This window comes from Ancylobacter terrae (assembly GCF_045108345.1).
Classification (GTDB): domain Bacteria; phylum Pseudomonadota; class Alphaproteobacteria; order Rhizobiales; family Xanthobacteraceae; genus Ancylobacter.
The window spans coordinates 1,347,567-1,371,854 of the sequence record NZ_JBJGXH010000001.1 but is presented as its reverse complement, the minus strand read 5'-3'; the positions used below and the strand labels follow the sequence as shown (position 1 = coordinate 1,371,854).

The 24,288-nt window shown below is 67.3% G+C and carries 17 protein-coding genes and 3 tRNA genes; 8 read left to right on the top strand and 12 right to left on the bottom strand.

From position 1 onward, the window contains the following. The first annotated feature begins 16 nt into the window (after positions 1-16). On the top strand, positions 17-643 hold the full coding sequence (locus ACEUEL_RS06590; protein ID WP_405703387.1) for a MarC family protein: 627 nt from the start codon (positions 17-19) through the stop codon (positions 641-643). Positions 644-646: 3 nt separating this feature from the next. Here the strand turns inward: ACEUEL_RS06590 and ssb are convergent, their stop codons facing one another. Further along, positions 647-1,192, bottom strand: coding sequence for a single-stranded DNA-binding protein (gene ssb / locus ACEUEL_RS06585; RefSeq protein ID WP_405703384.1), 546 nt, complete (start codon positions 1,190-1,192; stop codon positions 647-649). 369 nt (positions 1,193-1,561) lie between these two features. On the opposite strand from ssb, the gene uvrA reads away from it, so the two are divergent. Continuing rightward, positions 1,562-4,471 (top strand): excinuclease ABC subunit UvrA, encoded by a 2,910-nt coding sequence (gene uvrA, locus ACEUEL_RS06580; protein ID WP_405703381.1) that lies wholly within the window; start codon positions 1,562-1,564, stop codon positions 4,469-4,471. A 441-nt stretch (positions 4,472-4,912) separates the two neighbouring features. Here the strand turns inward: uvrA and ACEUEL_RS06575 are convergent. From ACEUEL_RS06575 to ACEUEL_RS06550, 6 genes are all read right to left on the bottom strand, one after another. Continuing rightward, a tRNA-Arg gene (locus ACEUEL_RS06575) sits at positions 4,913-4,989 on the bottom strand. Positions 4,990-6,526: 1,537 nt separating this feature from the next. Further along, positions 6,527-6,832, bottom strand: a complete 306-nt coding sequence (locus ACEUEL_RS06570; protein WP_405703378.1) for an ETC complex I subunit — start codon at positions 6,830-6,832, stop codon at positions 6,527-6,529. Between the two features lie 90 nt (positions 6,833-6,922). After that, a tRNA-Pro gene (locus tag ACEUEL_RS06565) sits at positions 6,923-6,999 on the bottom strand. Between the two features lie 75 nt (positions 7,000-7,074). Then, a complete protein-coding gene (locus tag ACEUEL_RS06560) occupies positions 7,075-7,560 on the bottom strand; it encodes a DUF192 domain-containing protein (protein ID WP_405703377.1) in 486 nt (161 codons plus the stop codon). A gap of 138 nt (positions 7,561-7,698) precedes the next feature. Continuing rightward, complete coding sequence (locus ACEUEL_RS06555; RefSeq protein WP_405703376.1) at positions 7,699-8,289, bottom strand: cold-shock protein; 591 nt, start codon at positions 8,287-8,289, stop codon at positions 7,699-7,701. 124 nt (positions 8,290-8,413) lie between these two features. Continuing rightward, positions 8,414-9,196, bottom strand: a complete 783-nt coding sequence (locus tag ACEUEL_RS06550) for an SIR2 family NAD-dependent protein deacylase (protein WP_405703374.1) — start codon at positions 9,194-9,196, stop codon at positions 8,414-8,416. Positions 9,197-9,254: 58 nt separating this feature from the next. On the opposite strand from ACEUEL_RS06550, the gene ACEUEL_RS06545 reads away from it, so the two are divergent. Then, positions 9,255-9,677: a VOC family protein gene (locus ACEUEL_RS06545; protein ID WP_405703371.1), complete on the top strand. Its 423-nt coding sequence runs from the start codon at positions 9,255-9,257 to the stop codon at positions 9,675-9,677. A gap of 78 nt (positions 9,678-9,755) precedes the next feature. Further along, positions 9,756-9,830 (top strand) — tRNA-Glu (locus tag ACEUEL_RS06540). Between the two features lie 380 nt (positions 9,831-10,210). Here ACEUEL_RS06540 and ACEUEL_RS06535 read toward each other — a convergent pair. The 3 genes from ACEUEL_RS06535 to ACEUEL_RS06525 form a co-directional block, all read right to left on the bottom strand. Beyond that, the gene (locus ACEUEL_RS06535; RefSeq protein ID WP_405703368.1) at positions 10,211-13,075 is read right to left on the bottom strand and encodes an autotransporter family protein; all 2,865 of its coding nucleotides are present in this window, start codon (positions 13,073-13,075) and stop codon (positions 10,211-10,213) included. A 353-nt stretch (positions 13,076-13,428) separates the two neighbouring features. Next, complete coding sequence (locus ACEUEL_RS06530) at positions 13,429-14,670, bottom strand: alpha/beta hydrolase family protein (RefSeq protein WP_405703365.1); 1,242 nt, start codon at positions 14,668-14,670, stop codon at positions 13,429-13,431. A 743-nt stretch (positions 14,671-15,413) separates the two neighbouring features. Further along, positions 15,414-16,064: a TetR/AcrR family transcriptional regulator gene (locus ACEUEL_RS06525; protein WP_405703362.1), complete on the bottom strand. Its 651-nt coding sequence runs from the start codon at positions 16,062-16,064 to the stop codon at positions 15,414-15,416. A 96-nt stretch (positions 16,065-16,160) separates the two neighbouring features. On the opposite strand from ACEUEL_RS06525, the gene ACEUEL_RS06520 reads away from it, so the two are divergent. Together ACEUEL_RS06520 and ACEUEL_RS06515 are read left to right on the top strand one after the other, a co-directional pair. Next, the gene (locus tag ACEUEL_RS06520; RefSeq protein ID WP_405703360.1) at positions 16,161-17,756 is read left to right on the top strand and encodes an ABC-F family ATP-binding cassette domain-containing protein; all 1,596 of its coding nucleotides are present in this window, start codon (positions 16,161-16,163) and stop codon (positions 17,754-17,756) included. A gap of 135 nt (positions 17,757-17,891) precedes the next feature. After that, a complete protein-coding gene (locus tag ACEUEL_RS06515) occupies positions 17,892-19,358 on the top strand; it encodes an aldehyde dehydrogenase family protein (protein WP_405706604.1) in 1,467 nt (488 codons plus the stop codon). A 34-nt stretch (positions 19,359-19,392) separates the two neighbouring features. Here ACEUEL_RS06515 and ACEUEL_RS06510 read toward each other — a convergent pair whose 3' ends face one another. Further along, entirely contained in the window at positions 19,393-20,715 is a 1,323-nt protein-coding gene (locus tag ACEUEL_RS06510) for an ATP-binding protein (RefSeq protein ID WP_405703358.1), read from the bottom strand. Next, on the bottom strand, positions 20,712-21,452 hold the full coding sequence (locus ACEUEL_RS06505; protein WP_405703356.1) for a response regulator: 741 nt from the start codon (positions 21,450-21,452) through the stop codon (positions 20,712-20,714). Before ACEUEL_RS06505 ends, ACEUEL_RS06510 begins: the two co-directional genes overlap by 4 nt. A gap of 192 nt (positions 21,453-21,644) precedes the next feature. On the opposite strand from ACEUEL_RS06505, the gene ACEUEL_RS06500 reads away from it, so the two are divergent. Then, entirely contained in the window at positions 21,645-22,412 is a 768-nt protein-coding gene (locus tag ACEUEL_RS06500; RefSeq protein ID WP_405703353.1) for an alpha/beta fold hydrolase, read from the top strand. Between the two features lie 113 nt (positions 22,413-22,525). After that, complete coding sequence (locus tag ACEUEL_RS06495; protein ID WP_405703350.1) at positions 22,526-24,280, top strand: cytochrome c biogenesis protein DipZ; 1,755 nt, start codon at positions 22,526-22,528, stop codon at positions 24,278-24,280. The last annotated feature ends 8 nt before the right edge of the window (positions 24,281-24,288 follow it).

The following is a 24,288-nucleotide window of genomic DNA, read 5'->3' as shown; positions in this document are numbered from 1 at the left end:
ATCGGAGCGCAGCTGGATGGACGGCTATTTCGCCTCGGCCTTCGTCACCATGCTGGTGGTGGTTGATCCGGTGGCCCTCGCCCCGATCTTTCTCGCCGCGACGAGCGATCTCTCCAACGCGGAACGGCGGGACGTCGCCTGGCGCTCTTCCGGCATCGCCCTCGCGATCCTGATCGTGTTCGGTGCCGTCGGCGCTCCGCTGCTGTCGGCGTTGGGCATCACCCTGCCGGCCTTCCGCATCGCGGGCGGCATATTGCTCTTCTTCATCTCGTTCGAGATGGTGTTCGCGCGGCGCACGGAGCGCAAGCCCGAGGTCGCGGAAATCGACGCACGTGAGCAGCACTTGCGCAGCCTCGCCGTCTTTCCCCTCGCCATCCCCCTGATGGCCGGCCCCGGCGCCATCACCGCCATGCTGCTGCTGGCAGGCGACGCGCGCGGCGACCCGATCAAGCTTGCCGGCCTGTTCATCATCACGATGGCCGTCGTCGCGAGCTGCCTCGCCGTCTACCTCGCCGCGGACCGGATGAACCGGCTTCTGGGCGTCACGGGAAACGCCATCCTGTCGCGCCTGCTGGGCATCGTGCTGGCCGCCCTCGCTGTCCAGTTCGTGGTCGACGGCATCCGTGCGGCGTTCCCCACGTAACGCTCAGAACGGGATATCGTCGTCGAGGTCGCCGCTGCCGCCGCCGAAGCGGCTCCCCCCTCCGGCGGCGCTGCCGCCGCCGGCCGGCGCCGGCCGCCGCTCGGCGGGAGCCGAGCGCCCGCCCCCGCCGAAGCCTCCCCCCGACCCGAAATCGCCGGACCCGGCGCTGTAATCCTCGCCGCCCGACTCGGAACCGCCGCGCCCGTCCAGAAGGGTGAGCTCGCCGCGGAAGCGCTGCAGCACCACCTCGGTCGAATAGCGCTCCTGCCCCGACTGGTCCTGCCACTTGCGGGTCTGGAGCTGCCCCTCCACATAGACCTTCGAACCCTTGCGCAGATACTGCTCGGCGACCCGGGCGAGGTTCTCGTTGAAGATCACCACGCTGTGCCACTCGGTCTTCTCGCGACGCTCGCCCGAGCCCTTGTCGCGCCAGCTTTCCGAGGTCGCAATGCGCAGATTGACGACCGGCTCGCCCGAACCGAGCCGCCGCACCTCGGGATCGCGCCCGAGATTGCCGATCAGGATCACCTTGTTGACGCTGCCTGCCATCTCGTTCTCCCCATCGCGCGCAATCACCGGCCGTTCGGCCGCGCACCTTAAACGGCCGCGACCGCGACCGAGAGGCCGGCCAGCGCCTTATCCACACTCTTGCCACCACGTATGGCCAGCCTGAAAAATGTTCTTGTTATGTTCGTAACATTAAGGCTAGCCTGGCGCAAGGGACGGATGACGGGTGCATCGGCCGACACTATGTTGGAGAATGGCGATGGGCGGTTTCGGCATGTCGGCGTGGCGCGCGCGGGGCCTTCCGTTGCCGCCATCCGGGCTTTTCATCCGCACAAGCCGCCCTTCTTTATGTGAAACCTGCCGCCGACCCCCGATACGGCATCGCCGTCGGGACGCGGCTGTGAGACCGTCATGACCGATCGCGTGGACAAACCGCGTCGCGATGCGCGCACCATTTCCGTCCGGGGTGCGCGCGAGCACAATCTGAAGAACGTCGATCTGGAGATCCCGCGCGACAGTCTCGTGGTCTTCACCGGCCTGTCGGGCTCCGGCAAATCCTCGCTCGCCTTCGACACCATCTATGCCGAGGGCCAGCGCCGCTATGTCGAGAGCCTCTCGGCCTATGCCCGCCAGTTTCTCGAGATGATGCACAAGCCCGATGTCGACCAGATCGACGGGCTCTCGCCGGCCATCTCGATCGAGCAGAAGACCACGTCGAAGAATCCGCGCTCGACGGTCGGCACGGTCACCGAGATCTACGACTATATGCGCCTGCTGTGGGCGCGTGTCGGCGTGCCCTATTCGCCCGCGACCGGCCTGCCGATCGAAAGCCAGACCGTCAGCCAGATGGTCGACCGCGTCCTCGCCCTGCCGGAGAAGACGCGCCTTTTCCTGCTGGCGCCGGTGGTGCGCGGGCGCAAGGGCGAATACCGCAAGGAACTGGCGGAGTTCCAGAAAAAGGGCTTCCAGCGGGTCCGGATCGACGGCGCCTATCACGAGATCGCCGACGCGCCCGCGCTCGACAAGAAGCTGAAGCACGACATCGACGTGGTGGTCGACCGGCTGGTGGTGCGTGCCGACATCGCCGGCCGGCTGGCGGACAGCTTCGAGACGGCGCTGGGCCTCGCCGACGGCATCGCGGTGGTCGAGTTCGCCGACGAGAAGGACGCGGACGGCGCCCCGCGCCGCGTCATCTTTTCCGAGAAGTTCGCGTGCCCGGTCTCCGGCTTCACCATTCCCGAGATCGAGCCGCGGCTGTTCTCCTTCAACAATCCGTTCGGCGCCTGCCCGGTCTGCGACGGGCTCGGCCATGAGAGCAAGATCGATCCCGACCTCGTCGTGCCGGACAAGGCGCGCAGCCTGAAGCAGGGCGCCATCGCGCCCTGGGCGAAATCCTCCTCGCCCTATTACGGCCAGACGCTCGACGCCCTCGCCCGCCATTACGGCTTCAAGCTGACGACGCCATGGGAGCAGCTTACAGAGAAGGCGCGCGCGGTGATCCTGCACGGGTCCGGCGCCGAGACGGTCCGCTTCGTCTATGACGACGGCATGCGGGCCTATGAGACCAGCAAGACCTTCGAGGGCATCGTCACCAATCTGGAGCGCCGCTGGCGCGAGACGGAAAGCGACTGGGCGCGCGAGGAGATCGGCAAGTATTTCTCCGCCGTTCCCTGCGCGGCCTGCCACGGCTTCCGGCTGAAGCCCGAAGCCCTCGCGGTCAAGATCGCGGGCTCTCACATCGGCGAGGCGGCACAGCTCTCGGTCCGCCACGCGCTGGCCTGGTTCGAGCAGCTGCCCGGCCAGCTCACCGCCAAGCAGAACGAGATCGCCGTCCGGATTCTCAAGGAGATACGCGAACGTCTTGCGTTCCTGCTGGATGTCGGCCTCGACTATCTCACCCTCGCGCGCGCCTCGGGAACGCTGTCGGGCGGCGAGAGCCAGCGCATCCGGCTCGCCAGCCAGATCGGCTCGGGCCTCAGCGGGGTGCTCTATGTGCTGGACGAGCCCTCGATCGGCCTGCACCAGCGCGATAACGAACGCCTGCTCGGCACGCTGAAGCGGCTGCGCGATCTCGGCAACACGGTGCTGGTGGTCGAGCACGACGAGGATGCCATCCTCGCGGCCGACCATGTGGTCGATGTCGGGCCGGGCGCGGGTATCCATGGCGGCAGCATCGTCGCGCAGGGCACGCCGGCGCAGATTCTCGCCGACCCGGCCTCCCTCACCGGCAAGTATCTCACCGGCGAGCTCGGCGTTCCCGTGCCCAAGCGCCGCAAGCCCAACGCCAAGCGCATGCTGCGCGTGGTCAATGCGCGCGGCAACAACCTCAAGAACGTCACCGCCTCGATCCCGCTCGGGTTGTTCACCGCGGTCACCGGCGTCTCGGGAGGGGGGAAGTCGACCCTGCTGATCGACACGCTCTACAAGGCGGTGGCGCGCCGGCTCAACGGCGCCTCCGAACCCCCGGCGCCCCATGACGGGATCGAGGGGCTCGAGCATCTCGACAAGGTCATCGATATCGACCAGTCGCCGATCGGCCGCACGCCGCGCTCGAACCCGGCGACCTATACCGGCGCCTTCACCCCCATCCGCGAGTGGTTCTCCGGCCTGCCGGAGGCCAAGGCGCGCGGCTACGGGCCGGGGCGCTTCTCCTTCAACGTCAAGGGCGGGCGCTGCGAGGCCTGCCAGGGCGACGGCGTCATCAAGATCGAGATGCACTTCCTGCCGGACGTCTACGTCACCTGCGACGTCTGCAAGGGCAAGCGCTACAACCGCGAAACGCTGGAGGTCACCTTCAAGGAGAAATCGATCGCCGACGTGCTCGACATGACGGTCGACGAGGGCGCCGACTTCTTCAAGGCGGTGCCGAGCGTGCGGGAGAAGCTGGAGACGCTCTCGCGCGTCGGCCTCGGCTATATCCATGTCGGGCAGCAGGCCAATACGCTGTCGGGCGGCGAGGCGCAGCGGGTGAAGCTCTCCAAGGAGCTGTCCAAGCGCGCCACCGGCCGCACGCTCTACATCCTCGACGAACCGACCACCGGGCTGCACTTCCACGATGTCGCCAAGCTGCTGGAAGTGCTGCACGAACTGGTCGAGCAGGGCAATACGGTGGTGGTGATCGAGCACAATCTGGAGGTGATCAAGACCGCCGACTGGGTGATCGACCTTGGCCCGGAGGGCGGCGATGGCGGCGGCGAGATCGTCGCCGTGGGCCCGCCCGAGGTGATCGCGAAGGAGAAGCGCTCGCATACCGGCCGTTTCCTCGCCGAAGTGCTGGCGCGGCGTCCGCTCAAGACGCGGAGCAGCGAAGCGGCGGAGTAGCGTCGCGGACAGCGGCGGACGGAGCGCCAGCCACGCGCCGAACCGTCGCAAATGTGCGGTCCCGATGTGTCGGCGGGGCCTGGCAGGGGCGTCGGGGCGATCCCCGGCGGATCGTGCGGCGAGGCGTTGATGGGGCGCAGGCGCGCCGATTCGGTGGGCGGCGGGGCGCGAGGCAGGAGCCGTCGGGGCCTCTCACGTCCGAACGTGGAGAGCCTCTCGCACGCAGGCGGGGAGAGCCCTTCACGTCCGAAGGGAAAAGGCGCACACCGGACCTGCTCCGGCGTGCGGCCGTTCACGCGCCGAAGCGCGGCCTCGGACACGCGCCAGGCGCCGGCTATCGGTCCTGGTCGCCCATACCGAACGGGTCGTCGTCGACGGGTTCGATCGCGCCGCAATACCTCGACGAGGCGGACGGTCCACCGCTCGCACTGCCGGCTCTGCTGGCGACCCCGCCTGGGCTCGAACCAGGGACCTGCCGCTTAGAAGGCGGCTGCTCTATCCAGCTGAGCTACGGGGCCTTCCGCCCTGCCTACACCGACGTGCCGTGAGTGGGCAACAGCTTGGCGGGAGGAGGACGGTTCGGCCGCCGGAAGGACCACGGCTCGACGGTCCTTCGACAGCCGGGAGCAGGGTCATGACGAGAGCGCGCCGCACCACATGAGGCAGGCTGTCGGCGGCTTTCACGCGACGCAGGCGTAGCCGCGCCACGAGGTCGGCGAGGCGTGATAGCCGGAAGTCGTCGCGATGTCCTAGCTGCCGGCGTGAGATAGGGTCGCGTGCTGGCCGCCTTCAGCATTCTCAGAGCCGGACCGTGGCGGGCGGGAGGTCAGCGCGACCTCGGCCGCTTGCGGCATCAGCCAATTTCGATGTCCAAGCGACCAGGAGCCGCAGATATCGGCAAGGCGACACGTGATGTGGCGCGCGCGACATGCGCCGCTCGCGCCAGGATCACCGGCCCCCGTCGCATGGCGCGCAAGAGCGTCCCTGTGCGGGGCAACGTCCTGGCGCTCAGGGCAGCTCGGCATGCTGTGGCGCGCGCGTACGCACCACAGCATGCCGGCCCTCCGGACGGCTTTATGCGTGCCCTGACCTGAGTTGGCAGCGGTACCGCGCAATCCACCCGATCGCGCGACGACCGCCGCGGATACGACATCGCCACCCGCAGACCGGAGTCCCATCCGGATAGGAAAACCGTGTAGAGCCGATCACCGGCGCTGCTGGGGAGCGAAGGGCGCGAGGCGGCCCATCCAGGTGTGAATGGCGGGGCCAATCAGCCACATGGGCGCGCTTTCCAATCCGCCGGCTCATCCGGATGACGGCGCGTGAGCCCCGAGGCGATGGAGCCGGGGGCCTTAAGCCGGCGCGCAGCTCGAGCCGGCTCCGTCACCGCTGTGCGTCGCCGTCTCCCGCTAAGAGTGGCGGCGCGGACAGGTGCAGACCGACGGAATGAAGGAGATCAATGTAGATTCGTGGCGGGGCCGATCAGCCCCTTGGGTGTGACTCCCAATCGCCGGCTCATCCACCCGCCGGACGGCGGCACAGCGAGACCGGGGCGATGGATCCGGAGGCTGTGAGCCGGCGCGTGGCTCGAGCCGGCACCGCCACCGCCGTGTTGCGCCGTCTCTCGCGCAGAGCTGCCGCGCGAACAGGTGCAGAGCGACGGAATGAAGGAGATCCAGATGTAGATCCGTGGCGGGGCTGATCAGCCCCTTGGGTACGCCTCCGATCCGCCGGCTCATCCACCCGCCGGACGGCGGCGCGCGAGCCCCGGGGGCAACGAACCCGCAGGCCTTAATCCGGCGCGCGGCCGCGCCGGCACCGCCACCACTATGTTGCGCCGTCTCTCGCACAGAGCTGCCGCGCGACGAGGTGCGGAACGACGTGATGGAAGCAGATCCGATCGGTGGCAACGTCCGGCCGCATCGGCCGTCATAGGTGCGCCTGTTTCCGCGTCGGGCACGGCTCAGGCGATGAACCGGACTGCCGCCGGCGACGGAGAAGCGCCAGCAGCGGTCCGTTCAACCGCCTCCGCAAGGCGGTCGAGGCCGCGCGCGGTCAGTGGGTCCACTGCCCCACGCGGCGGAAGCTGAAATTGTCGGCATAGGAAATGCGGCGGCGCGCCGGTTCCTGCGGCTCCGCGATCTGGTAGGCGATGCCGTGGCGCTCGGCATAAGCCACGGCCTCTTCCTTGCTGTCGAAGCGCAGCCGCACCTGGCTCTTCATGTCGGCGGAGCTGGTGTAGCCCATCAGCGGCTCGACCTCGCGCGCCTTTTCGGGTTCGTAGTCGAGCACCCAGAGCTTGGTCCGGGCCGTTCCCGACTGCATCGCCGTCCGTGCCGGCTTGTAGATCCGCGCCACCATCGCCCCGTCCTCCGTCAACCCGCTTCGCCGGCCGGGCGCATGCGCCCCTCGGGCACGATCACGGCCGGTCACGCTCCTCCCGGCAGCGGCTGGTCGGGGCAGCAGGATTCGAACCTGCGACCTGAAGTACCCAAAACTTCCGCGCTACCGGACTGCGCTATGCCCCGCACCGACCATCCTGCCTTCGCGTCGGATCGCATGGCATGTTGCGGGCGTCAAGCGCGCGCACCCCGCCAATCCGCTCAGGGCTTGGGAAACATGCGATGCACCACGCGGTCGCCCACCGCGATGCCCTTCGCCTGCACCGTGCCGGCCGGCAATTCGAGCACGGCACGCACCGGGCCTCCCGACGCGATCGTCTCGGTGGAGAGCGGCGTGGTGTTCTGCGCGATGGCGGCAATGCGGCCGTCGGCGCGAATGAAGACCATGTCGAGCGGTATATAGGTGTTCTTCATCCACATATAGACCGGCGCGTCGACGCGGAAGTCGAACAGCATGCCATGGTCGGGCGCGAGTTCGGTGCGATACATCAGCCCCTTGGAGCGTTCCTCCATCGTCACCGCCATCTCGACCGCAAAGGTCTGAGCGCCGGCCTTCGCCTCGATCACGAGCGGCTCGGTGGTCGCGGCACGCAGGGCGGTCGCCGCGAGGCCGAAGCACAGCAGCGCGAGGAGGAAGGTGGTGGCCGCCGGGAGCCGCACCGGTCTCGACAGGAATGGATTCGTCACGGGCGGGTATCTCCGGGAGCCGGCTCGAACATCAGCCGGCGGGCGCGAGCGTTTGCCGCGGCGGAGCCGGGCGGTCAACGCGCATCATCGCGCCAAAGGTGGCCGCGCGAGGGCAATCCCCATCGCGGCCCATGACGTTCAGTGCGAGGACGGCGCGTTTGAGCCGTCGGGGCGCACCTCGGCGGCCATCAGCCCTTTGGAGCCCGGCCCGAAGCGCACCAGCACCACCTGCCCCGGCCGGAGTTCCGTGAGGCCGTGACGGCGCAGCGTCTCCATGTGCACGAAGATGTCCGGCGTGCCCTCGCCGCGGGTCAGGAAGCCGAAGCCGCGCAGGCGGTTGAACCACTTCACCCAGGCCCGCTCGAAGCCGCCGACCGGCTGGACGGTGACATGGGTGCGCGCCGGCGGAAGCTGCGCATGATGGACCGCCGTGGTCTCGTCCATGGAGATCACACGGAACGCCTGATAACCGCGCTCGCGCGCGGCCGCCTCGCAGACGATGCGTGCGCCCTCCTGAGCGGTCTGGAAGCCGCCGCGGCGCAGGCAGGTCACGTGCAGCAGCACATCGCTGCCGCCACCGTCCGGCACGATGAAGCCGTAGCCCTTGGCAAGGTCGAACCACTTGATGGTGCCCGCAATCTCGACGAGGCCTGCCGGAGCCTCCTCGGCCTGCCGGCCCAAGGCCCGACCGCCGACATCATGCCGGGAACTCGAATCATCGGACCCCATCAGCCGTACGCCCCCGCACCCTGCCGCGTCCTCGCCAAAGGCCGGCACTACGCCGAATCTTGCTCTCTCAACATAGCATCGGTCAACGCCACGAAAACACCTTATTTCGTTCAATTTCGCCTGTTCACGCCGTTTCTCCGGCATCGGCGCCGTAGGGGGCGAGCACATCGCCGATATCGGCGTGGATCACGAGGTCGGCGAGTTCGTCGAATTCGGTCGCTTCACGGTTGATGATGACGAGCGTGGCGCCGCTGCGCTTGGCCTCCAGCGGCAAGGCCGCCGCCGGAAACACCACCAGCGAGGAGCCGATGGCGATGAAGACGTCGCAGGCGCGGGTGAGCGCCCGCGCGCGGGCCATCGCGGCGGCCGGCATCGCCTGGCCGAACGAGATGGTCGCGGTCTTGATCGGCCCCGCGCATTGCGGGCAGTCCGGCGCCACCTCGCCCGCCGCCTCGAAATGCGTGCGCACCCAGTCGAGCTCGTAGCGGCGATCGCAGTCGAGGCAGGTGGCATAGGTCGAGTTGCCGTGCAGTTCGACCAGCCGTTCGGGCGGCACGCCGGAGGCCTGGTGCAGCCCGTCGATGTTCTGGGTGACGATGCCCGCGAGCCGGCCCTGCCCGAGCAGATGCGCCAGCGCGCGGTGCCCCCGCCCCGGCCGCGCCCCGCCGAACGCCGCCTCCATGGCGAACCGCCGCCGCCAGGCCTCGTCGCGGGCCGCGCGGCTGGCGCGGAAGGTGTCGAAGTCGATCGGCCGGTTGCGCGTCCACAGCCCGCCCGGCGAGCGGAAATCCGGGATGCCGCATTCGGTGGAGATGCCGGCGCCGGTGAAGGCGACGCCGGCGCGCATCCCCTCGACAATCGCGGCGAGCGCCGCCTCGCCGGCCTTGATGTCTGCGGCCATGGCCATATTTTCCCTGCTGAAGGTCGGCCAGCCCCGTTGCCGTCCCCTGCCCCGAGAGGTTCGCATGCGCTATCTGCACACCATGGTGCGCGTCACCGATATCGACGCCTCGCTCGATTTCTATGTCAACAAGCTGGGGCTCGAGGAGGTACGCCGCAAGGAATCGCCGCAGGGGCGCTACACCCTCATCTTCCTCGCGGCCCCGGGCCAGAAGGGCGTGGCCGAGGTCGAACTGACCTACAACTGGGACCCCGAGGCCTATGGCGAAGGGCGCAATTTCGGCCATCTCGCCTATGAGGTCGACGACATCTACGCCACCTGCGCCAGGCTCCAGGCGGCGGGCGTGACCATCAACCGCCCCCCGCGCGACGGCTACATGGCGTTCATCCGCTCGCCCGACAACATCTCGATCGAGCTGCTGCAGAAGGGCGGCGCGCGCGAGCCGCAGGAGCCGTGGGTCTCGATGGCCAACACCGGCAAGTGGTAGGCCCGACGGGGCTGTGGACGAGTGGTGCGCAGGCATCTTGTGCGCCGCTTTCCGCCCCCCTATAAGGAGCCCGCCTGCGCGCCCTTCGTCTATCGGTTAGGACGCCACCCTTTCACGGTGGAGAGAGGGGTTCGACTCCCCTAGGGCGCGCCAGCAAGTTTTCATGTCGATATGTCATTGATTTCGCTGATAAATTACTGACCAGAAAATCGATATGGGCCCCAAGTGAACCCCGCTTGTGGCCCCCAAGGCGCCCTGCCCGCCTGCGGCAGAACGACTCGGCTTTGAGCTTGATCGCGACTCGCCCGCGACGGCCTCCCCCCGACGTACACCCGAGACGCCTTTTGCCTGGCCACCTCCAGCAACTCCTCAGGGAACGTTTGCGCCACCAGAAGGGCGCGGAAGGTCGCCCCCCGCAGGTGGCGATGGCGGCTTCCACATCGGCCGCGCCTATTTCGGCGCGAGGCTCCTCGGCGGCCGCTGTCTAGGCGTTGTCGCCACGCAAAGCGGGATCCGCGTCGCGGGCGTGCGGGCTAGAATCGCCATGTCAGGTTTGCCTGGACGGCGTTCACGGTGACGTCGGCGGCGAACTGGCCGACATAGGAGAGGCCCACCCGCGCCCGATCGCTGACGAGCAGATCGGCGCCGGCTTCGATCAAGGCGGTGTTCTCGGCAAGCGGTACGCCCACCACGGTGAAATCCGACCCCGGCACGCTGAGGAAGGACAGTTGCGCCTCCGGCGTCAGGTCTCCGAAGGCGTATTGCCAGGCGACGGAGGCGTGCGGCCGCAGTGCCGTGCCGCCGGCGAGATCCACCGTCGTGGCGACACGCAGCCCGAGCGAGGAATAGCCGACGCCCATCGTGTTGGACGCCCCCCTCAGCCCGGCCGAGGCGCCGGTCTCGGTGAAGCCGTCGGTGTCCAGATAGACATAGGCGAGGCCGGCGAAGGGCTCGAAAGCCACCTTCTGGACCACGATGCCATAGCCCACCTCCCCGAAGACCTGGGCGGTGCCGCCGTCATAATCCGCGCTCGCCGGCTCGACATAGCCGGGATAGGCGATGGTGCGCTCGGCATCGATCTGGTTGAAGGCGTAGGTGGCGCCGAGGCGCAGCCCCCAGGGACCGGCGCGGGTGCCGGCGTAGAGCGCCAGCAGCAGGCTGTCCACGTCGGACGAACTCGCCAGCGCGTCGACATCGGCGGACGAACGGGAATAGCCCACAGCCGCACCGACCGCCCAATCGTTCACCGTCACGTCCGCGCCGGCGATGATGCCACCCATGGAGGCGTCGACGCGGGCGGTGCCGGCGCCGTCGTCATAGTCGCTCCATCCGCCGAATGCCTGCGCCCAGACCGTGCCCGTGAAGGCCGGCTCGGGCGCGGCGGCCGCCTTGGTCGGGAAAGGCGCCGCAGGCGTCGCCGGCGGTGCATAGGCCAGGGCCGGTCCGCCGAAGCCGAGGGCCGCCAACGGCCCCCGATCGTCGGCATGGGAACTCTGGCGCAGCCGCGCCAGCACGGCCTGCCGGCTGTAGAAGCTGTCGCCGATCAGCACCGACTGTTCGCTGGCATAGGCCTCCCCGGAGAGCGCGGCGAGCGCGGCGGGCAACTGGTCCGCGGTGAGGCCGTAGAGCGGGGCGAGCGCGTCCGGCAGGCTTGTCAGCACGTCGGCCGCGGTATCGTTGATGAAGCCGTCGAGCGCCCCGCCGACCGCGCGCTCGTTGCGCGTGGTGCCGGCGATGCCGGCGAGATCGGCGGCGACGCTCACCGTCACCGTGGTCGGCGCATAGGCCAGCGCTATGTCGAACAGGGCGGGCAGGTCGGTGGCGAAGCGGTCGAAGGTGCCGGTGATCCCGTCCGTCGCCCGCAGCAGCGTGGAGGTCTTCGCGAAGGTGGTGCCCTGGAAGTCCACGTCGAGCGTGCCGGCGAGCCGCAGCGTGCCGGTCACGGTGAGTTCGTCATTGCCCTCGGCCATCACCCGCGGCGCGAAGGTGCCGGCCGCGGTCTGCACGAAGGTGCCGCCGAAATAGCTGACGATCTTGAACCCGGTCCCGGTGGCGCCCAGCCAGCCGCTGTTCTCGAAGCGCTTGTCGGCGCCCAGATTGGCGGCGAGGCGCCCATCGATGATGCCGGTGTTGACGATGACGCTGCCTTCGGCGTCCGCCCCGGTGCGCACCGCATCGGACTCGGCGGTGGCGTGCAGGATGCCGGAGTTCAGCAGCGTGCCGTAGAGCCCGTGCATTTCCACGGCCGCGCCGGCGATCCCGCTGGCGGTGATGGCGCCGGTATTGGTCAGCACGCCATAGGTCTTGCCGCGGATGGCGACGCCGCCGTTGCCGGTCACCTTGATGATGCCGCTGTTGATGATGTCGTCACCCTTGCCGCCGGAAAAGGCGGCGGCGTTATCGCCGGCGAACGTCACCGTGTCGGTATTCCGGATCGGGTTATAGATGCCCGGAATGGTGGCGATATAGCCATGGACGCCGTCGGCGTCGGTGTAGATGCCGATGACGTTGTCGCCATAGATCGAATTGGCCGACACGTTGCTTTGGGGAATGTCGATCTCGTACCAGGTGCCGTGCCCCAGCGCGTCGATGTGCAGGACGGCCGGATGCACATTGCCGTCGGCGTCGATCCAGTTGACGACGACGTTGTATTCGCCGGTCTTGCCGGCCCCGCTTATGCCCTCGAAATGGGTGGCGACCGCACCGGGGTGGTCATAGGTCTGGTAGGTGTCGGTGGCCTGGTCGTAGACATAGCCGTGTTCCGGGCCGATGCCGCCGCCGATCTCGGCCTCGAAATAGCCGCCGGCGATCTTGTCGCCATAGACGCCGTAGATGGTGGTGCTGACGGCGGTCTCGATATCGAAGGCCTCGTAGGTGCCTTCCTTGATGTTGTAGATGAAGCCGTGGCCGGTATCGAGCGCGGTGTCGTAGTTGCCGACCACCTGGTTGCCGAAGGTCGAGTGGGCGATGGTGAACAGCGTCGGCGTTCCCGGTCCCGGATCCGGAAAGTCGAGCTCGGTGAGCTCCCGCCCCGGCGCGGCGGCCGCGTCGTAGAGATAGCTCCGATCATAGGGCGAGTCGTCGACCTTGTAGCTTCCGACCACGCGCACGATGCCGCCCGGATTGCCGAAATTCGGCCCGTACGGGGACGAGCTGACGGCGCCCGGATAGTTCGCCCCGTTGGGCGTCGCGACCGGCATCGGCGACCAGCTCTGCGTGGTGATGTTGTAGAACAGGCCGCCGGTGTCGCTGGTGCCGGGAATGATGTAGTTGCCGACGATGTTGTCGCCGCGGATGCCGGTCAGGAACGTGTCGCTGGTTCCGAAATCCAGCGTCTGGTAGGTCGTCGGCGTCGCCGGCAGCGGCTCGGCCTGAACCGTCTGGGCGAGGCCACCCACGCCGAGACCGAGCGCAACGAGCCTGCGCGTGCGCGCCCGCACAGCGCCGCGAGACGCCGACCTTATTTTCATGACATGCCCCACGATTCCCCGAATCGGGGATCGGGTAAAATTTATCGCCGGCCCGCATCGATAGCGACGACATTTTCCGAAGGCTCGTCGCCGATCAGGTCCGCCGTCTGAGGGTTTGGACCCTGCTCGCCCTGCCGGGTTACCGCCGCGCCGCACCGGCGATGAGCCACGGATCTCCTTCCCGCGGCGTCGCGCGGGTGCGGCAGGGGGCGCGGCGCTGCCGGGCGGGTGGCGACGTCGAAGGTGTGGAGCCAATCTTCGGCCGATAGCCCCACGGTCGGTCACGGCCCGTCCGGCAACGTATCGAACCATTGCTTCCAGAGCGGCACCGCCGTCGCGAAGGTGCCGCGATGGTCGGTGGACCCGGTGGAGATGGCCTCCACCTTGGTGTTCCCGCTTCCCATCGCCTGCTGATAGGTCATTGCGAGCCGGCCAAGGCCCGGCGAAATCACCTCGTCATTGTCGCCATAGTAGTTGCGAACCGGGCTCCCGATCACCCAGCGATATGCGTTGGTCCGGTCCTTGAGCAGCCGGCCATAGGCCGAGGCCGCGAAGAAGGTCGGGTCGAAATAGTCCGCCCGGATCAGCTTGCGGAGGTCCGTGGGAATATCGGCAAAGTCGACGGGCTGCCGCTCGTACAGCTTCCGCGCCGGCTCATACGCGCCGTCCGTCAGCACCGAGCGGGCAAGGCCCGGAACGCCGTAGTAATTCTCGAACGAGAACGCGGTGAGGATGAACAGCGTGTTGATCCAGCTGGCATCATTGGACCTCGGGAACGACAGGAATCCGTTCAGGCCGAGGAACACGTCAACCGGAGCGCTCGCCGTCGCCGCCCCGGCCACCGTCACGCCGTCGCGCTCCAGCCTTTCAAGGAAGGCCATGGTCACGAAGCCGCCCTGAGACCAGCCCCCGAGCACCAGCTTGCCGCCGGAGAGCTTCATGTGGGCGAGCACCGCACGGCTTGCCATCAGCATGTCGAACGTCGCCTGCTGATGGCTTTCCTTGACGAGATAACCTTCGGGTTCCCTGGAATCGCCCATCCCGAAATAGTCGGCGCCGATGACCACATAGCCCTGCCCGGCGAACTGGGCGAGAACCAGCTGCGTCTCGGCGGAGTTGTCGGGAAACGAGGGGACTTCCTCTTTTCCGTAGACCGTGCCGTGCTGGTAGGAGAGCACCGGAAAGCGGGTGGCATCGACATCTGGAATGGCCAGAAGGCCGGTCGCAACGACAGGTCGATTGCCGCGCTCGGGCACCACCGATGAATAGGTGATGCGATAGAGGCGCACCGCGTTCGTGGCCTGCGAATAGTGTGGCGAAATGCCAAAGAATGCGGGAGCGCTGGTGGTGAGGATGCTGTTGAGCTTCTTGACATCCCAACGGCCGATCAACTGATAGCTGACGCCGGCAGCGACATTCACCGCCTCGGCATCCTGCGCGGCAGCGATCCGCGACGTGAGGGCGCTCAAGCCGACAAGGCAAAGCGTGAGGATGATCGAGAGCGCGGGTCTTGGTCGGAACATCCCGGATTGCCCATTTCAGATGAGGGGTGAAGGGTGCGGTCTGTCCCGCGAACGGCCTTCTATCCGCCCCTGGACGTGCATAACAGCCCTTCAATGGCCACCTCTCCGGGGTCCATGACGTTCGGCAGGGCGGACAGCACGGGGACGCGCTGGATTGCCTCCATACGGTCGAACGCATCGATGTAACGGGACGTGACGACCAGCGCGGTTTTGCCGGTAACCGCACGGAGAGGAGCGTGAAGCCGTCGCGCGTCATCGCGCAGCCGCGGTGCCGCTGCGGCCCGGTTGCGGGGAGTGTGCAGAACCCCCGCTGAAGATTCAGCATGGCCTCGGTGGCTTCCTCCGTGATGGCGTCGACCGCTTGAGGTCCGTTCCAGTGTGCTTCCGGAAGACGTCCGCCACGTCGCAGCGGGTGGCGAACACCCGGCCTTCCTTGAGGTGGACGACGGGGGTCGTGGCGAGAGCAGCGGCGCGGCCCGCTCATCGCGAGAGCCTCGAGCAAGGTGCTGTCCCGGCGCCTCCACGACTCAAGAAGGAGAACCGGCGCGAGCCCGCCGCACCTCATACCTGCCCCCACCCCGGCCGCGTGTGGGGTAAGTCAACTTGGCGTACTTTTCAGTACGTTGATTTTGCTTGGTTGTCTGGCGCAGAAAAGATCTGGCGGGCCGCGAGCGACCAAGAAGAGAACTATGTGTTCGCTATAGCCCTATGACCGCATCTGCGCGTGCGGGTTCCTGACCAGCTCACAAGCGCGCCCCGTCCGTAGCGGTCGCGGCGAGGAAGGCGGTCCACCGTCGTTCGAACAGCAACGTCAGCATCACCCCGTCATCCTCCTCGGCAGGTGCGAGGCGAACTCGGTTGTTCACGCCTTCAAGCAGATCGACGAGGAGGCCGGTGATCTCGGCGGGGCTCTCTGCGCGCAGCAGCCCGGCCTCCCGAGCCGCGGCGATCGCATTGCTCAGCGGCTCCAGAGCCCGTTCCGACCAGAGGGCCAGGTGTTGCCTCAAACTGGCGGACAGGGCGGCCTCGGCACAGACGGACAGATAGAAGGCGGCATATTCCCGCCGGCTACCGATCTCGACATAGCGGCAGGCCACGCGGCGGAGCGCCGCCAGCGGATCCCCCGTTTCGCCGTCGACCGAAGCCGCCAGGAGGGAGTCGCGAAAGGCACGCATGTCACGTTCGACCACGGCATCCAGCAGCGCCTGCTTGCTCGCATGCCGGCGGTAGAGAGTGTGCTTGGAGATGCCGAGGCTCGTTGCGATTTCCTCCAGTGAGGTGTTCGCGATGCCCTTTCGCCTGAACGCCGCCCGCGCGCCGTCGAGCAGTCGCGCGTCCAGCGCGGCGGCCTGCAGCTTGCTGGGCCGCCCTCCCGGTCTTGGTTCGTGGTTCATCCTGCCCTCGCGACCGAAACGGCACGGTATCGTTGCGTTTTAGATATCCGACTGATAACAGCACGATATCGTATCGTTATCTAGAGGTATCGGAACGTGTCGTCGATCCGCCTCGCCGGGCTCACGGGGCTTACTCCCGGCGGGCAGCCGCTCTTCTCCGGTCTCCATCTCGTCTTCGGCAAGGAGCGCACGGGGCTCATCGGCCGCAACGGCGTCGGCAAGTCCACGCTGCTGAAGCTCATCGCGGGCGAGCGGACACCGGCGGCGGGATCGGTGCATGTGGACGGCGCCGTGTACCTTCTTCGGCAGACAGTCAGCCCCCCGGCCGGGCAGACGATCGCCGATCTGTTCGAGGTTTCCGATGCGCTGGCTGCGCTGCGGCGGGCGGAGGCCGGTCGGGCGGGAGCGGACGAACTCGCCGAGGTCGATTGGCTCATCGAGGGTCGTGTGCGGGAGGCGCTGGCGCGGATGGGGCTTCAGGTGTCCGCCGACACAAGATTGGATCGATTGTCGGGTGGCGAGCGAACCCGCGCGGCGCTCGCTGCCGCCGTCTTCGCCGCCCCGGATTTCCTGCTGCTGGACGAGCCGACCAATAATCTCGACCGGGCGGGCCGGCAGGCAGTGGTCGAACTTCTACGCGGCTGGCGGTCCGGGGCGATCATCGTGAGCCATGATCGCGAATTGCTCGCGCATGTCGATGTCATCGTCGAAGTCTCGTCGCTTGGTGCGACACGCTATGGCGGTAATTGGGATATGTACCGGGCGCGCAAGCAGCGCGATGCGGAAGCGGCGCAACACGCGTTGGCCGAGGCCGACAGGCAGGTCGCGCAGCTGCGCCGCAAGGCGCAGACGGCCCTGGAACGCCAGGACCGCCGCGACGCCGCCGGTGCCCGCAAGGGCGCGCGAGGCGACCTGCCGCGCCTGCTGCTGGGTGGGCGCCGCGAACGGGCCGAGGCCAGCCGAGGCGATGGAAAGCGCCTCGCCGACCGCCGGCAGGCGGAAGCATCCGACGCGCTCGCGGAGGCGCGCTCGAAGGTCGAAGCCTTCGACAAGCTGCGCGTCGCTCTTCCCGCGACACAGTTGCCGGCGAGCCGGCAGGTCTTGCGGCTCGTTTCCGTCACCATAGGGCACGAGGTGGGTCGCCCCCTGATCAGGTCCCTCTCCTTCTCTATGGTCGGCCCGGAGCGGGTTGCCCTCGTCGGGCCGAACGGCGTGGGCAAGACCTCCCTGCTGAAGCTGATAGCCGGCACGCTCTCTTCACTGGCGGGCAGCGTGGAGCTCAGCGTCTCCATGGCCATGCTCGACCAGAATGTCGCCCTGCTCGACCCCGACCTCACCATCCGCGACAATTTCATGCGCCTCAATGCCGGCGCCAGCGAAAACGCCTGTCGCGCCGCCCTTGCCGCTTTCCAGTTCCGCGCGGACAACGCGCTGCAGCAGGTGGGCACGTTGAGCGGCGGGCAGGCGCTGCGCGCCGGGCTCGCCTGCGTACTGGGAGGGCTCCACCCGCCCGAACTGCTGATCCTCGACGAGCCGACCAACCACCTCGATCTCGATTCCATCGAAGCCGTCGAAGCCGGCCTGCGGGCCTATGACGGCGCGCTGCTCGTCGTCAGCCATGACGAGCACTTCCTTGCCAACATCGCCATCGAGCGCCGGCTCGAGCTCGGCACGCCGCGTCAGAGTACGTAGCGCGGGCTCGAACTGCCGGCCGTCGTCTCGTTGGGTGCCTTGTCAGGCGTTCCAGCAATAGTGACGCGCACGGGCGGCCTAAGTTCGGGTCGCCGTCGATATCGCTGAAGTGCCCTGGCGCGGGCTTGGCACGTGATTCCGGCGTGCCTGCTGCCGGCCGGTTCTCCATCCAATGAAGGAACTCATCATGCGTTCATTGACACGGCCTATATTGGGGGCAGCTTCGTGCCGGTTGAGGGGGAGAGGCTCGACGTCGCGGACCCCGCGACCGAAACCGCTATTGCCACAGTCCGCTTGGCCAACCGGGAGGATGCTCGGCGCGCGATCGACGCAGCCTGGCGATCCCAGCCGGAAATCAGACGGAGCAGCAAGCAAGAGCGCATCGAGATGTTGCGCCATCTAGAGACCGCGCTCGCGGCCCGTTCAGCCGACATCGCAGAGGCCACCATCGCTGAATATGGCGCACCCGCCGCGCGCGTCGGATTCGTCACTCAATATGCCTCGCAGGTATTCGGTTCGATGGCCCGGATCCTGGAGGACTACAGCTTCACCCGAAAGATCGGTGAGGCCTGCGTGCGCATGGAGCCGGTCGGCGTATCCGCGCTCATCGCGCCGTGGAACAGCGTCGCCGGAACGATCTGCAGCAAGCTCGCCGCCGCCCTGGCCGCGGGCTGCGCCTCGGTCATCAAGCCGAGCGAGTTCAGCCCCCTCCAGACGCAGGCGGTTGCGGAAGCGCTGCACGGCGCCGGCCTGCCGGCCGGCGTGGTCAATGTCGTCACCGGCCGCGGGGCCGATGTAGGCGATGAACTGGCCACCAATCCCCGCATCGCCCGGATTTCCTTCTCCGGATCGACCGCCACCGGCAAGGTCATCGCCCGGGCGGCGGTCGACAGCATGAAGCGGGTCAGCCTATCGCTGTCCGGCAAATCCGCGTCGATCATCCTCGACGATGCCTACCTTTCCACCGCCGTTCCGACGGCACTCAATGGCGGCTTCAACAACAATGGGCAGGCCTGCATCGCGGGAACCCGGATCCTCGTTCCGCGCAGCCGCCTCGCCGAGGTGGTTCAGTTGGTGGGGTCGACCCTCGCCGGCTTGCACGTTGGCGACCCGCGCGATCCCTCCACCACGATCGGTCCCGTCGCCAGTCAGGCGCAATATGATCGCATCCAGCGCTACATCGCCCGCGGGCTGGAGCAAGGCGCCCAGATCATTGCTGGCGGCGAAGGTCGGCCCGAGGGATTTCAGAAGGGCTATTTTGTCAGGCCCACCGTCTTCGCCGATGTGAGCAACGACATGGACATCGCCCGGGAGGAGATCTTCGGCCCGGTGCTGTCAATCCTCGCCTATGACACCGAGGAGGACGCCGTACAGATCGCAAATGATTCCGCCTACGGCCTCTATGCCTACGTCTTTTCCGGCCAGCGCGAGCGCGCGCTGAGGGTGGCCGATCGGCTGCAGGCCGGCACCGTGCTCGTCAATACCCTGCGGCCCGAGCTGATCGCTCCCTTCGGCGGCGTCAAACAGTCCGGCATCGGTCGCGAGTTCGGCGTTTTCGGTCTTGAATCCTTCCTCGAACCGAAAACCGAGGTCGCGGTGTGACGCCAGCGCCCGCCAAGATCGGGATGCGCTGACGTCAACCGAGCCGAAGCGTCGCCGAGAGCCCGCCTTCCCGGCGATTGGCAAGGGTCAGCGTGCCACCGATCGCTTGCGCCAATTGCTGGGCGATGGCGAGGCCGAGGCCGGTGCCGCCGGAATCGCGGTTGCGCGAGTGCTCCAGCCGGTAAAAGGGCTGCATCACCGCGTCGATCCTGTCCGGGGGAATGCCGGCGCCGTGGTCCAGCACGGCGATCGAGACGATTCCGTCGCCGGTGTGGCGTACCTCTATCTGCGCATCACCGCCGAATTTCAGCGCATTGTCGACCAGATTGGTCAGGATGCGGCGCAGGGCATGCGGCCGGGTTGTCACCACACAATCTACCGGGCTGGCGAGATGCACCGGTTTGCCGGTGTCTTGATAGTCGAAGGCTAGGCTCTCGATGAAGGAGCCGAGGTCGATGCGGGCTGGCTTCTCCTGATTGCCGTGGGCGCTGCGGGCATAGGCGACGCCTTCCCGCACCAGCAGCTCAATCTCCGAGAGGTCGGCGACGAGCTTGTCCTTCTCCGGGCTGTCCTGCGCCATCTCCGCGCGCAGTTTCATGCGGGTGATCGGCGTCTGGAGATCGTGCGAAATGGCGGCGAGAATCTGCACGCGCTCCTGTAGGTAATGCGCGATCCGGTCGTGCATCGCGTTGAAGGCGCGGGCGGCATGGGCCACTTCATGCGGCCCGCCTTCTTCCAGCCGCCCGGCGTCGCGGCCTGGATCGAGCGTCTCGGCGGCGTTGGCGAGGCGCCTCAGCGGCCGGATGGCGAGGCGCACCGCCAGCCATGTGCAGAGGATGAGCAGAACGAGCTGGAGCGCGAGCACATAGGGTAGCCAGCTCGCCAGCGGCATAAGACGCGGCAATATGTCGATCGTCACCACTGAGCCGTCGCCCAGTGTCACATGGGCCTGCAGATGCTCCCGCCCCTCGCCCGGAACGCCGTCGACGCGCACCGGGAAGCGGCTTCCGGCCGCCGCATTGATGGTCCGGGCGATCTCGGTCGCGCGCGCACTCAGTTCTGGCACCCCGTGCAAACCGGGACCGAGCTCGTAGCGGTAGTTCCTTCGTGCCAGAACCGGCAGCCATGCCTCGCGCTCATCTGCGGGCAACCGGTCGAGCAGGGCGATGGAGGTGGCAACGTCGTATTCGAGCGACGTCAGCATCGCGGCCGTGGCGCTGGTGGTGCGCTCGTAGAACAGCACGGCGAAGGAGAGCACATGCGCCGCCGCAAGGCCGGCGAACAGGATGAGGAACAGCCGCCAGCGCAGGGTACGCGGCAGATGCAGCCGCGCGCGCAGGCGGCCGAGGCCGTTCATTGTCGTCCCTGCGTGATCTCGACCGGCATTGCCAGCACATAACCCTCGCTGCGCACGGTCTTAATATAGGCCGGCTCGCGCGCATCGTCGCGCAGGCGCTGGCGCACCCGGCTCACCAGCAGGTCGATGGAACGCTCGAACAGCTCCGCCTCCCGGCCCTGCGTCAGGTTCAGCAGCTGGTCACGCGACAGCACGCGCTGGGGATGGTCGAGAAACACGCGCAGCAGCCGGTACTCCGCACCGCTCAACGCCACCGCCGTGTCATTCCCATCCAGCAGATGGCGCGCCACGGTGTCGAGCCGCCACTCGCCGAAGGTGAGCAACTGTCCGGCCTCAGTGACTTGGAGGTTCGGCGGCAGCATGCGGGCGCGGCGTAGCACCGCCTTGATGCGAGCAAGCAGTTCGCGCGCCGCGAAAGGTTTGGCGAGATAGTCGTCAGCACCCATCTCCAGCCCGACGATACGATCCGTCTCGTCGTTGCGGGCGGTCAGCATCAGCACCGGCGTCGCCTTGTGCTTGCCCGCGCGCAACTCGCGACAGAGCACCAGCCCGTCATCCCCCGGCATCATGACATCAAGCACGATGAGATCGACGCGGTCGGCGTCAAGAAAGGCGCGCATCTGCCGGCCATCGGCGGCGACGGTGACGCGAAGGCCGTTCTTCCGGAGATAGCTTGAGACGAGGTGACGGATCTCCCGATCATCGTCGACGATGAGGATGTGGTCGATATTGTCCATCGCGGCTCGCTCTGATCTTTCACCCTTCTAGCCATGGTGCGCGCTGGGTGCAGGGGAGATTTGTACCCGCATGTATCGGCCCGCGACGGCGATACATGCGCAGACAGCATCGTGCAGGCCGGACAATTCCCGCATACATGCCGGCGGTACGGACCCTTCATTGAGCTTTCTAACCCAATGAAGGAACCTGCCATGCGAGTCCGCACGATCTTCACCGCTATCGGGTTGGGCCTGATGCTGGCCTCGCCCTCCTCGTCGGCCTTCGCCGAAGGTATCAAGAACATCGTGATCGTCCACGGCGCCTTCGCCGATGGTTCGGGATGGCGGAAGGTGTCGGACATCCTCTCCGCCGAAGGCTACAGCGTGTCCATCGTGCAGGAGCCGGAGACCTCGCTTGCTGACGACGTCGCGGCCACCCGTCGCGTGCTGGCATTGCAGAATGGTCCGGCCGTGCTGGTCGGTCACAGCTATGGCGGCATGGTGATCACCGAGGCCGGCCGGGACGACAAGGTCGCCGCGCTGGTCTATGTCGCCGCTTTCCAGCCAGACCGGGGCGAGACCCTCGCGGCGCTCGGTGCCAGGAAGCCGGTGCCGGGTGCCGACCCGCAGGCGATCAGGGCGACGCCGGACGGCTACCTCTACCTCGATCCCAAGGTCTTCCCGGGCGCCTTCGCCGCCGATCTTCCTAAGGCGGAGGCCGATTTCCTCGCCCGCTCGCAGGTTTTCGTCGCCAAGGGCGCGTTCACGAACGCTGTGAGAGAGCCGGCATGGAAGGCGAAGCCGAGTTGGGCGATCGTCGCCACGCAAGACCGCTCGATCAATCCCGATCTCGAGCGGGAGATGGCGAAGCGGGCGAGAAGCCGGGTCCGCGAGGTGGAATCGAGCCACGCCGTCTATCTCTCGCGCCCCGAAGCGGTCGCCGAGGTGATCGCCGAGGCCGCGACGGCAACCACGAAGTAGCCCTGCGCCGTCCTGCTGCCCCGCGAAAATCCCGGACCGTACCTGCCGCGTGCTGCGCGGCAGGTTCTGCCGCGCGTGCCGACCCGAGCCCGCTGAACCCCACGAGGCCCGACATGCTCCTGTTCGCCATCTCCTATCTTGCCGGGATGCTAACCATTCTCAGCCACTGCATCCTCCCCGTGCTGCCTTTTGTCTTCGCCCGCGCGGAAACCTCACTGTTGCGTGGGATCCTGCCGATGCTGGCGGGCATGGCGGTCACCTTCGCGCTGGTTGCCACTCTGGGCGCTGTGGGCGGTAGCTGGGTCGTGAACACCAATGAGATCAGCCGCGCCCTTGCCGTCGTGGTGCTGGCGGCGCTCGGGCTGTCGCTGCTTTCCACCGTGGTGGCGACCATCGTCGCCGCGCCCTTCGTGGCGTTGGGCATTCGCCTCTTGCCCAACCACGAGACCGGGGAGGTGAATGTCGGCGGTTCGCTGCTCCTCGGCGTCGCGACCGGTCTGCTGTGGGCACCGTGCGCCGGCCCCGTTCTCGGCCTGGTGCTGACCGGTGCCGCATTGAACGGCGCCAACGGCCAGACCACTTTGCTGCTCGCCGCCTATGCCATGGGTGCTGCCACGTCGCTGGCGCTTGCCATTCTGGTGGGCGGGCGCTTGCTCGCTGTGATGAAGCGCTCGCTCGGCATTGGCGAGCGGATAAGGCAGGCACTCGGTATCGCGGCACTTGCCGGTGTGGTCGCGATCGCATTCGGATTCGATACCGGCCCTTTGGCGCGTCTTTCCTACGCCAGCACTGCCGGCATCGAGCAATCGCTGCTGGAGCGCTTCGGCGCTTCTCCTGCCCCCGTCAGGCAGGAGGGTCTGGCTCTCAATAACGCGCCACCGCCGCGCTATAGCAGCAACCTGCCGGTTGAAGGCGCGCTGCCCGCGCTCGACGGCGCGACGACCTGGCTGAATTCTACGCCGCTATCCGCGTCGTCGCTACGCGGCAAGGTCGTGCTGATCGATTTCTGGACCTATTCCTGCATCAATTGCATCCGCACGCTGCCCTATTTGCGCGCCTGGGCCAACAAATACGGGCATCAGGGCCTCGTCGTCATCGGCGTGCATTCCCCTGAGTTCGCCTTCGAGAAGAAGATCGACAATGTAAAAGGGGCGATTGACCGCTTCGGCATCACCTATCCGGTGGCGGTCGACAATGAATTCCGCATCTGGCGCGCCTTCCGCAACAATTACTGGCCGGCGCTTTACTTCGTCGATGCGGAAGGTCGCATTCGCCACCACCAGTTCGGCGAGGGCGGCTATGAGCGCTCCGGACAGGTGATCCGCGAACTGCTGGCCGAGGCGGCAGGTCATCGCCCGGCACAGGCAGACGAGGTGGCGCCTCACGCCTCCGGTGTCGAGGCCCCGCCGGATCTCGCCGCCCTTCGGTCGGGCGAAAGCTATCTCGGCTACGCGCAGGCGACCGGCTTCAGATCCCCCCAAGGTCTCGGCAGAGACCAGCGGCGCGACTATACGATCGGCGATCTGGCGTCGAACACATGGGGACTGTCCGGTACCTGGACCATCACGTCCGACCATGCGGAATCCGAGGCGCCCGATAACGTCCGCGCCTATCGCTTCGAGGCGCGCGACCTGCACCTCGTCCTCGGACCCTCTTTCGACGGTCGGCCGGTCCGTTTCAGAGTGACGTTGGATGGCAGCCCGCCGGGTGCCGACCATGGGGCGGACACCGATGCCGACGGCTATGGGGTGATAGCGGACACGTGGCTCTATCAGCTTGTGCGCCAGTCCGGCTCAGTGCGCGTGCGCCGCTTCGATATCCGATTCCTGGAGCCCGGCGCGAACGCCTATGCCTTCACCTTCGGCTGAAGGCGTGT

Excerpts from the sequence above, each read along its gene's own strand:
- ssb (WP_405703384.1), bottom strand. The coding sequence starts at position 1,192 with ATGGCAGGCAGCGTCAACAAGGTGATCCTGATCGGCAATCTCGGGCGC.
- ACEUEL_RS06495 (WP_405703350.1), top strand. The coding sequence starts at position 22,526 with ATGCTCCTGTTCGCCATCTCCTATCTTGCCGGGATGCTAACCATTCTC.
- ACEUEL_RS06530 (WP_405703365.1), bottom strand. The coding sequence starts at position 14,670 with ATGTTCCGACCAAGACCCGCGCTCTCGATCATCCTCACGCTTTGCCTT.
- ACEUEL_RS06525 (WP_405703362.1), bottom strand. The coding sequence starts at position 16,064 with ATGAACCACGAACCAAGACCGGGAGGGCGGCCCAGCAAGCTGCAGGCC.
- uvrA (WP_405703381.1), top strand. The coding sequence starts at position 1,562 with ATGACCGATCGCGTGGACAAACCGCGTCGCGATGCGCGCACCATTTCC.
- ACEUEL_RS06510 (WP_405703358.1), bottom strand. The coding sequence starts at position 20,715 with ATGAACGGCCTCGGCCGCCTGCGCGCGCGGCTGCATCTGCCGCGTACC.
- ACEUEL_RS06500 (WP_405703353.1), top strand. The coding sequence starts at position 21,645 with ATGCGAGTCCGCACGATCTTCACCGCTATCGGGTTGGGCCTGATGCTG.
- ACEUEL_RS06550 (WP_405703374.1), bottom strand. The coding sequence starts at position 9,196 with ATGGCCATGGCCGCAGACATCAAGGCCGGCGAGGCGGCGCTCGCCGCG.
- ACEUEL_RS06570 (WP_405703378.1), bottom strand. The coding sequence starts at position 6,832 with ATGGTGGCGCGGATCTACAAGCCGGCACGGACGGCGATGCAGTCGGGA.
- ACEUEL_RS06545 (WP_405703371.1), top strand. The coding sequence starts at position 9,255 with ATGCGCTATCTGCACACCATGGTGCGCGTCACCGATATCGACGCCTCG.
- ACEUEL_RS06555 (WP_405703376.1), bottom strand. The coding sequence starts at position 8,289 with ATGGGGTCCGATGATTCGAGTTCCCGGCATGATGTCGGCGGTCGGGCC.
- ACEUEL_RS06505 (WP_405703356.1), bottom strand. The coding sequence starts at position 21,452 with ATGGACAATATCGACCACATCCTCATCGTCGACGATGATCGGGAGATC.
- ACEUEL_RS06590 (WP_405703387.1), top strand. The coding sequence starts at position 17 with ATGGACGGCTATTTCGCCTCGGCCTTCGTCACCATGCTGGTGGTGGTT.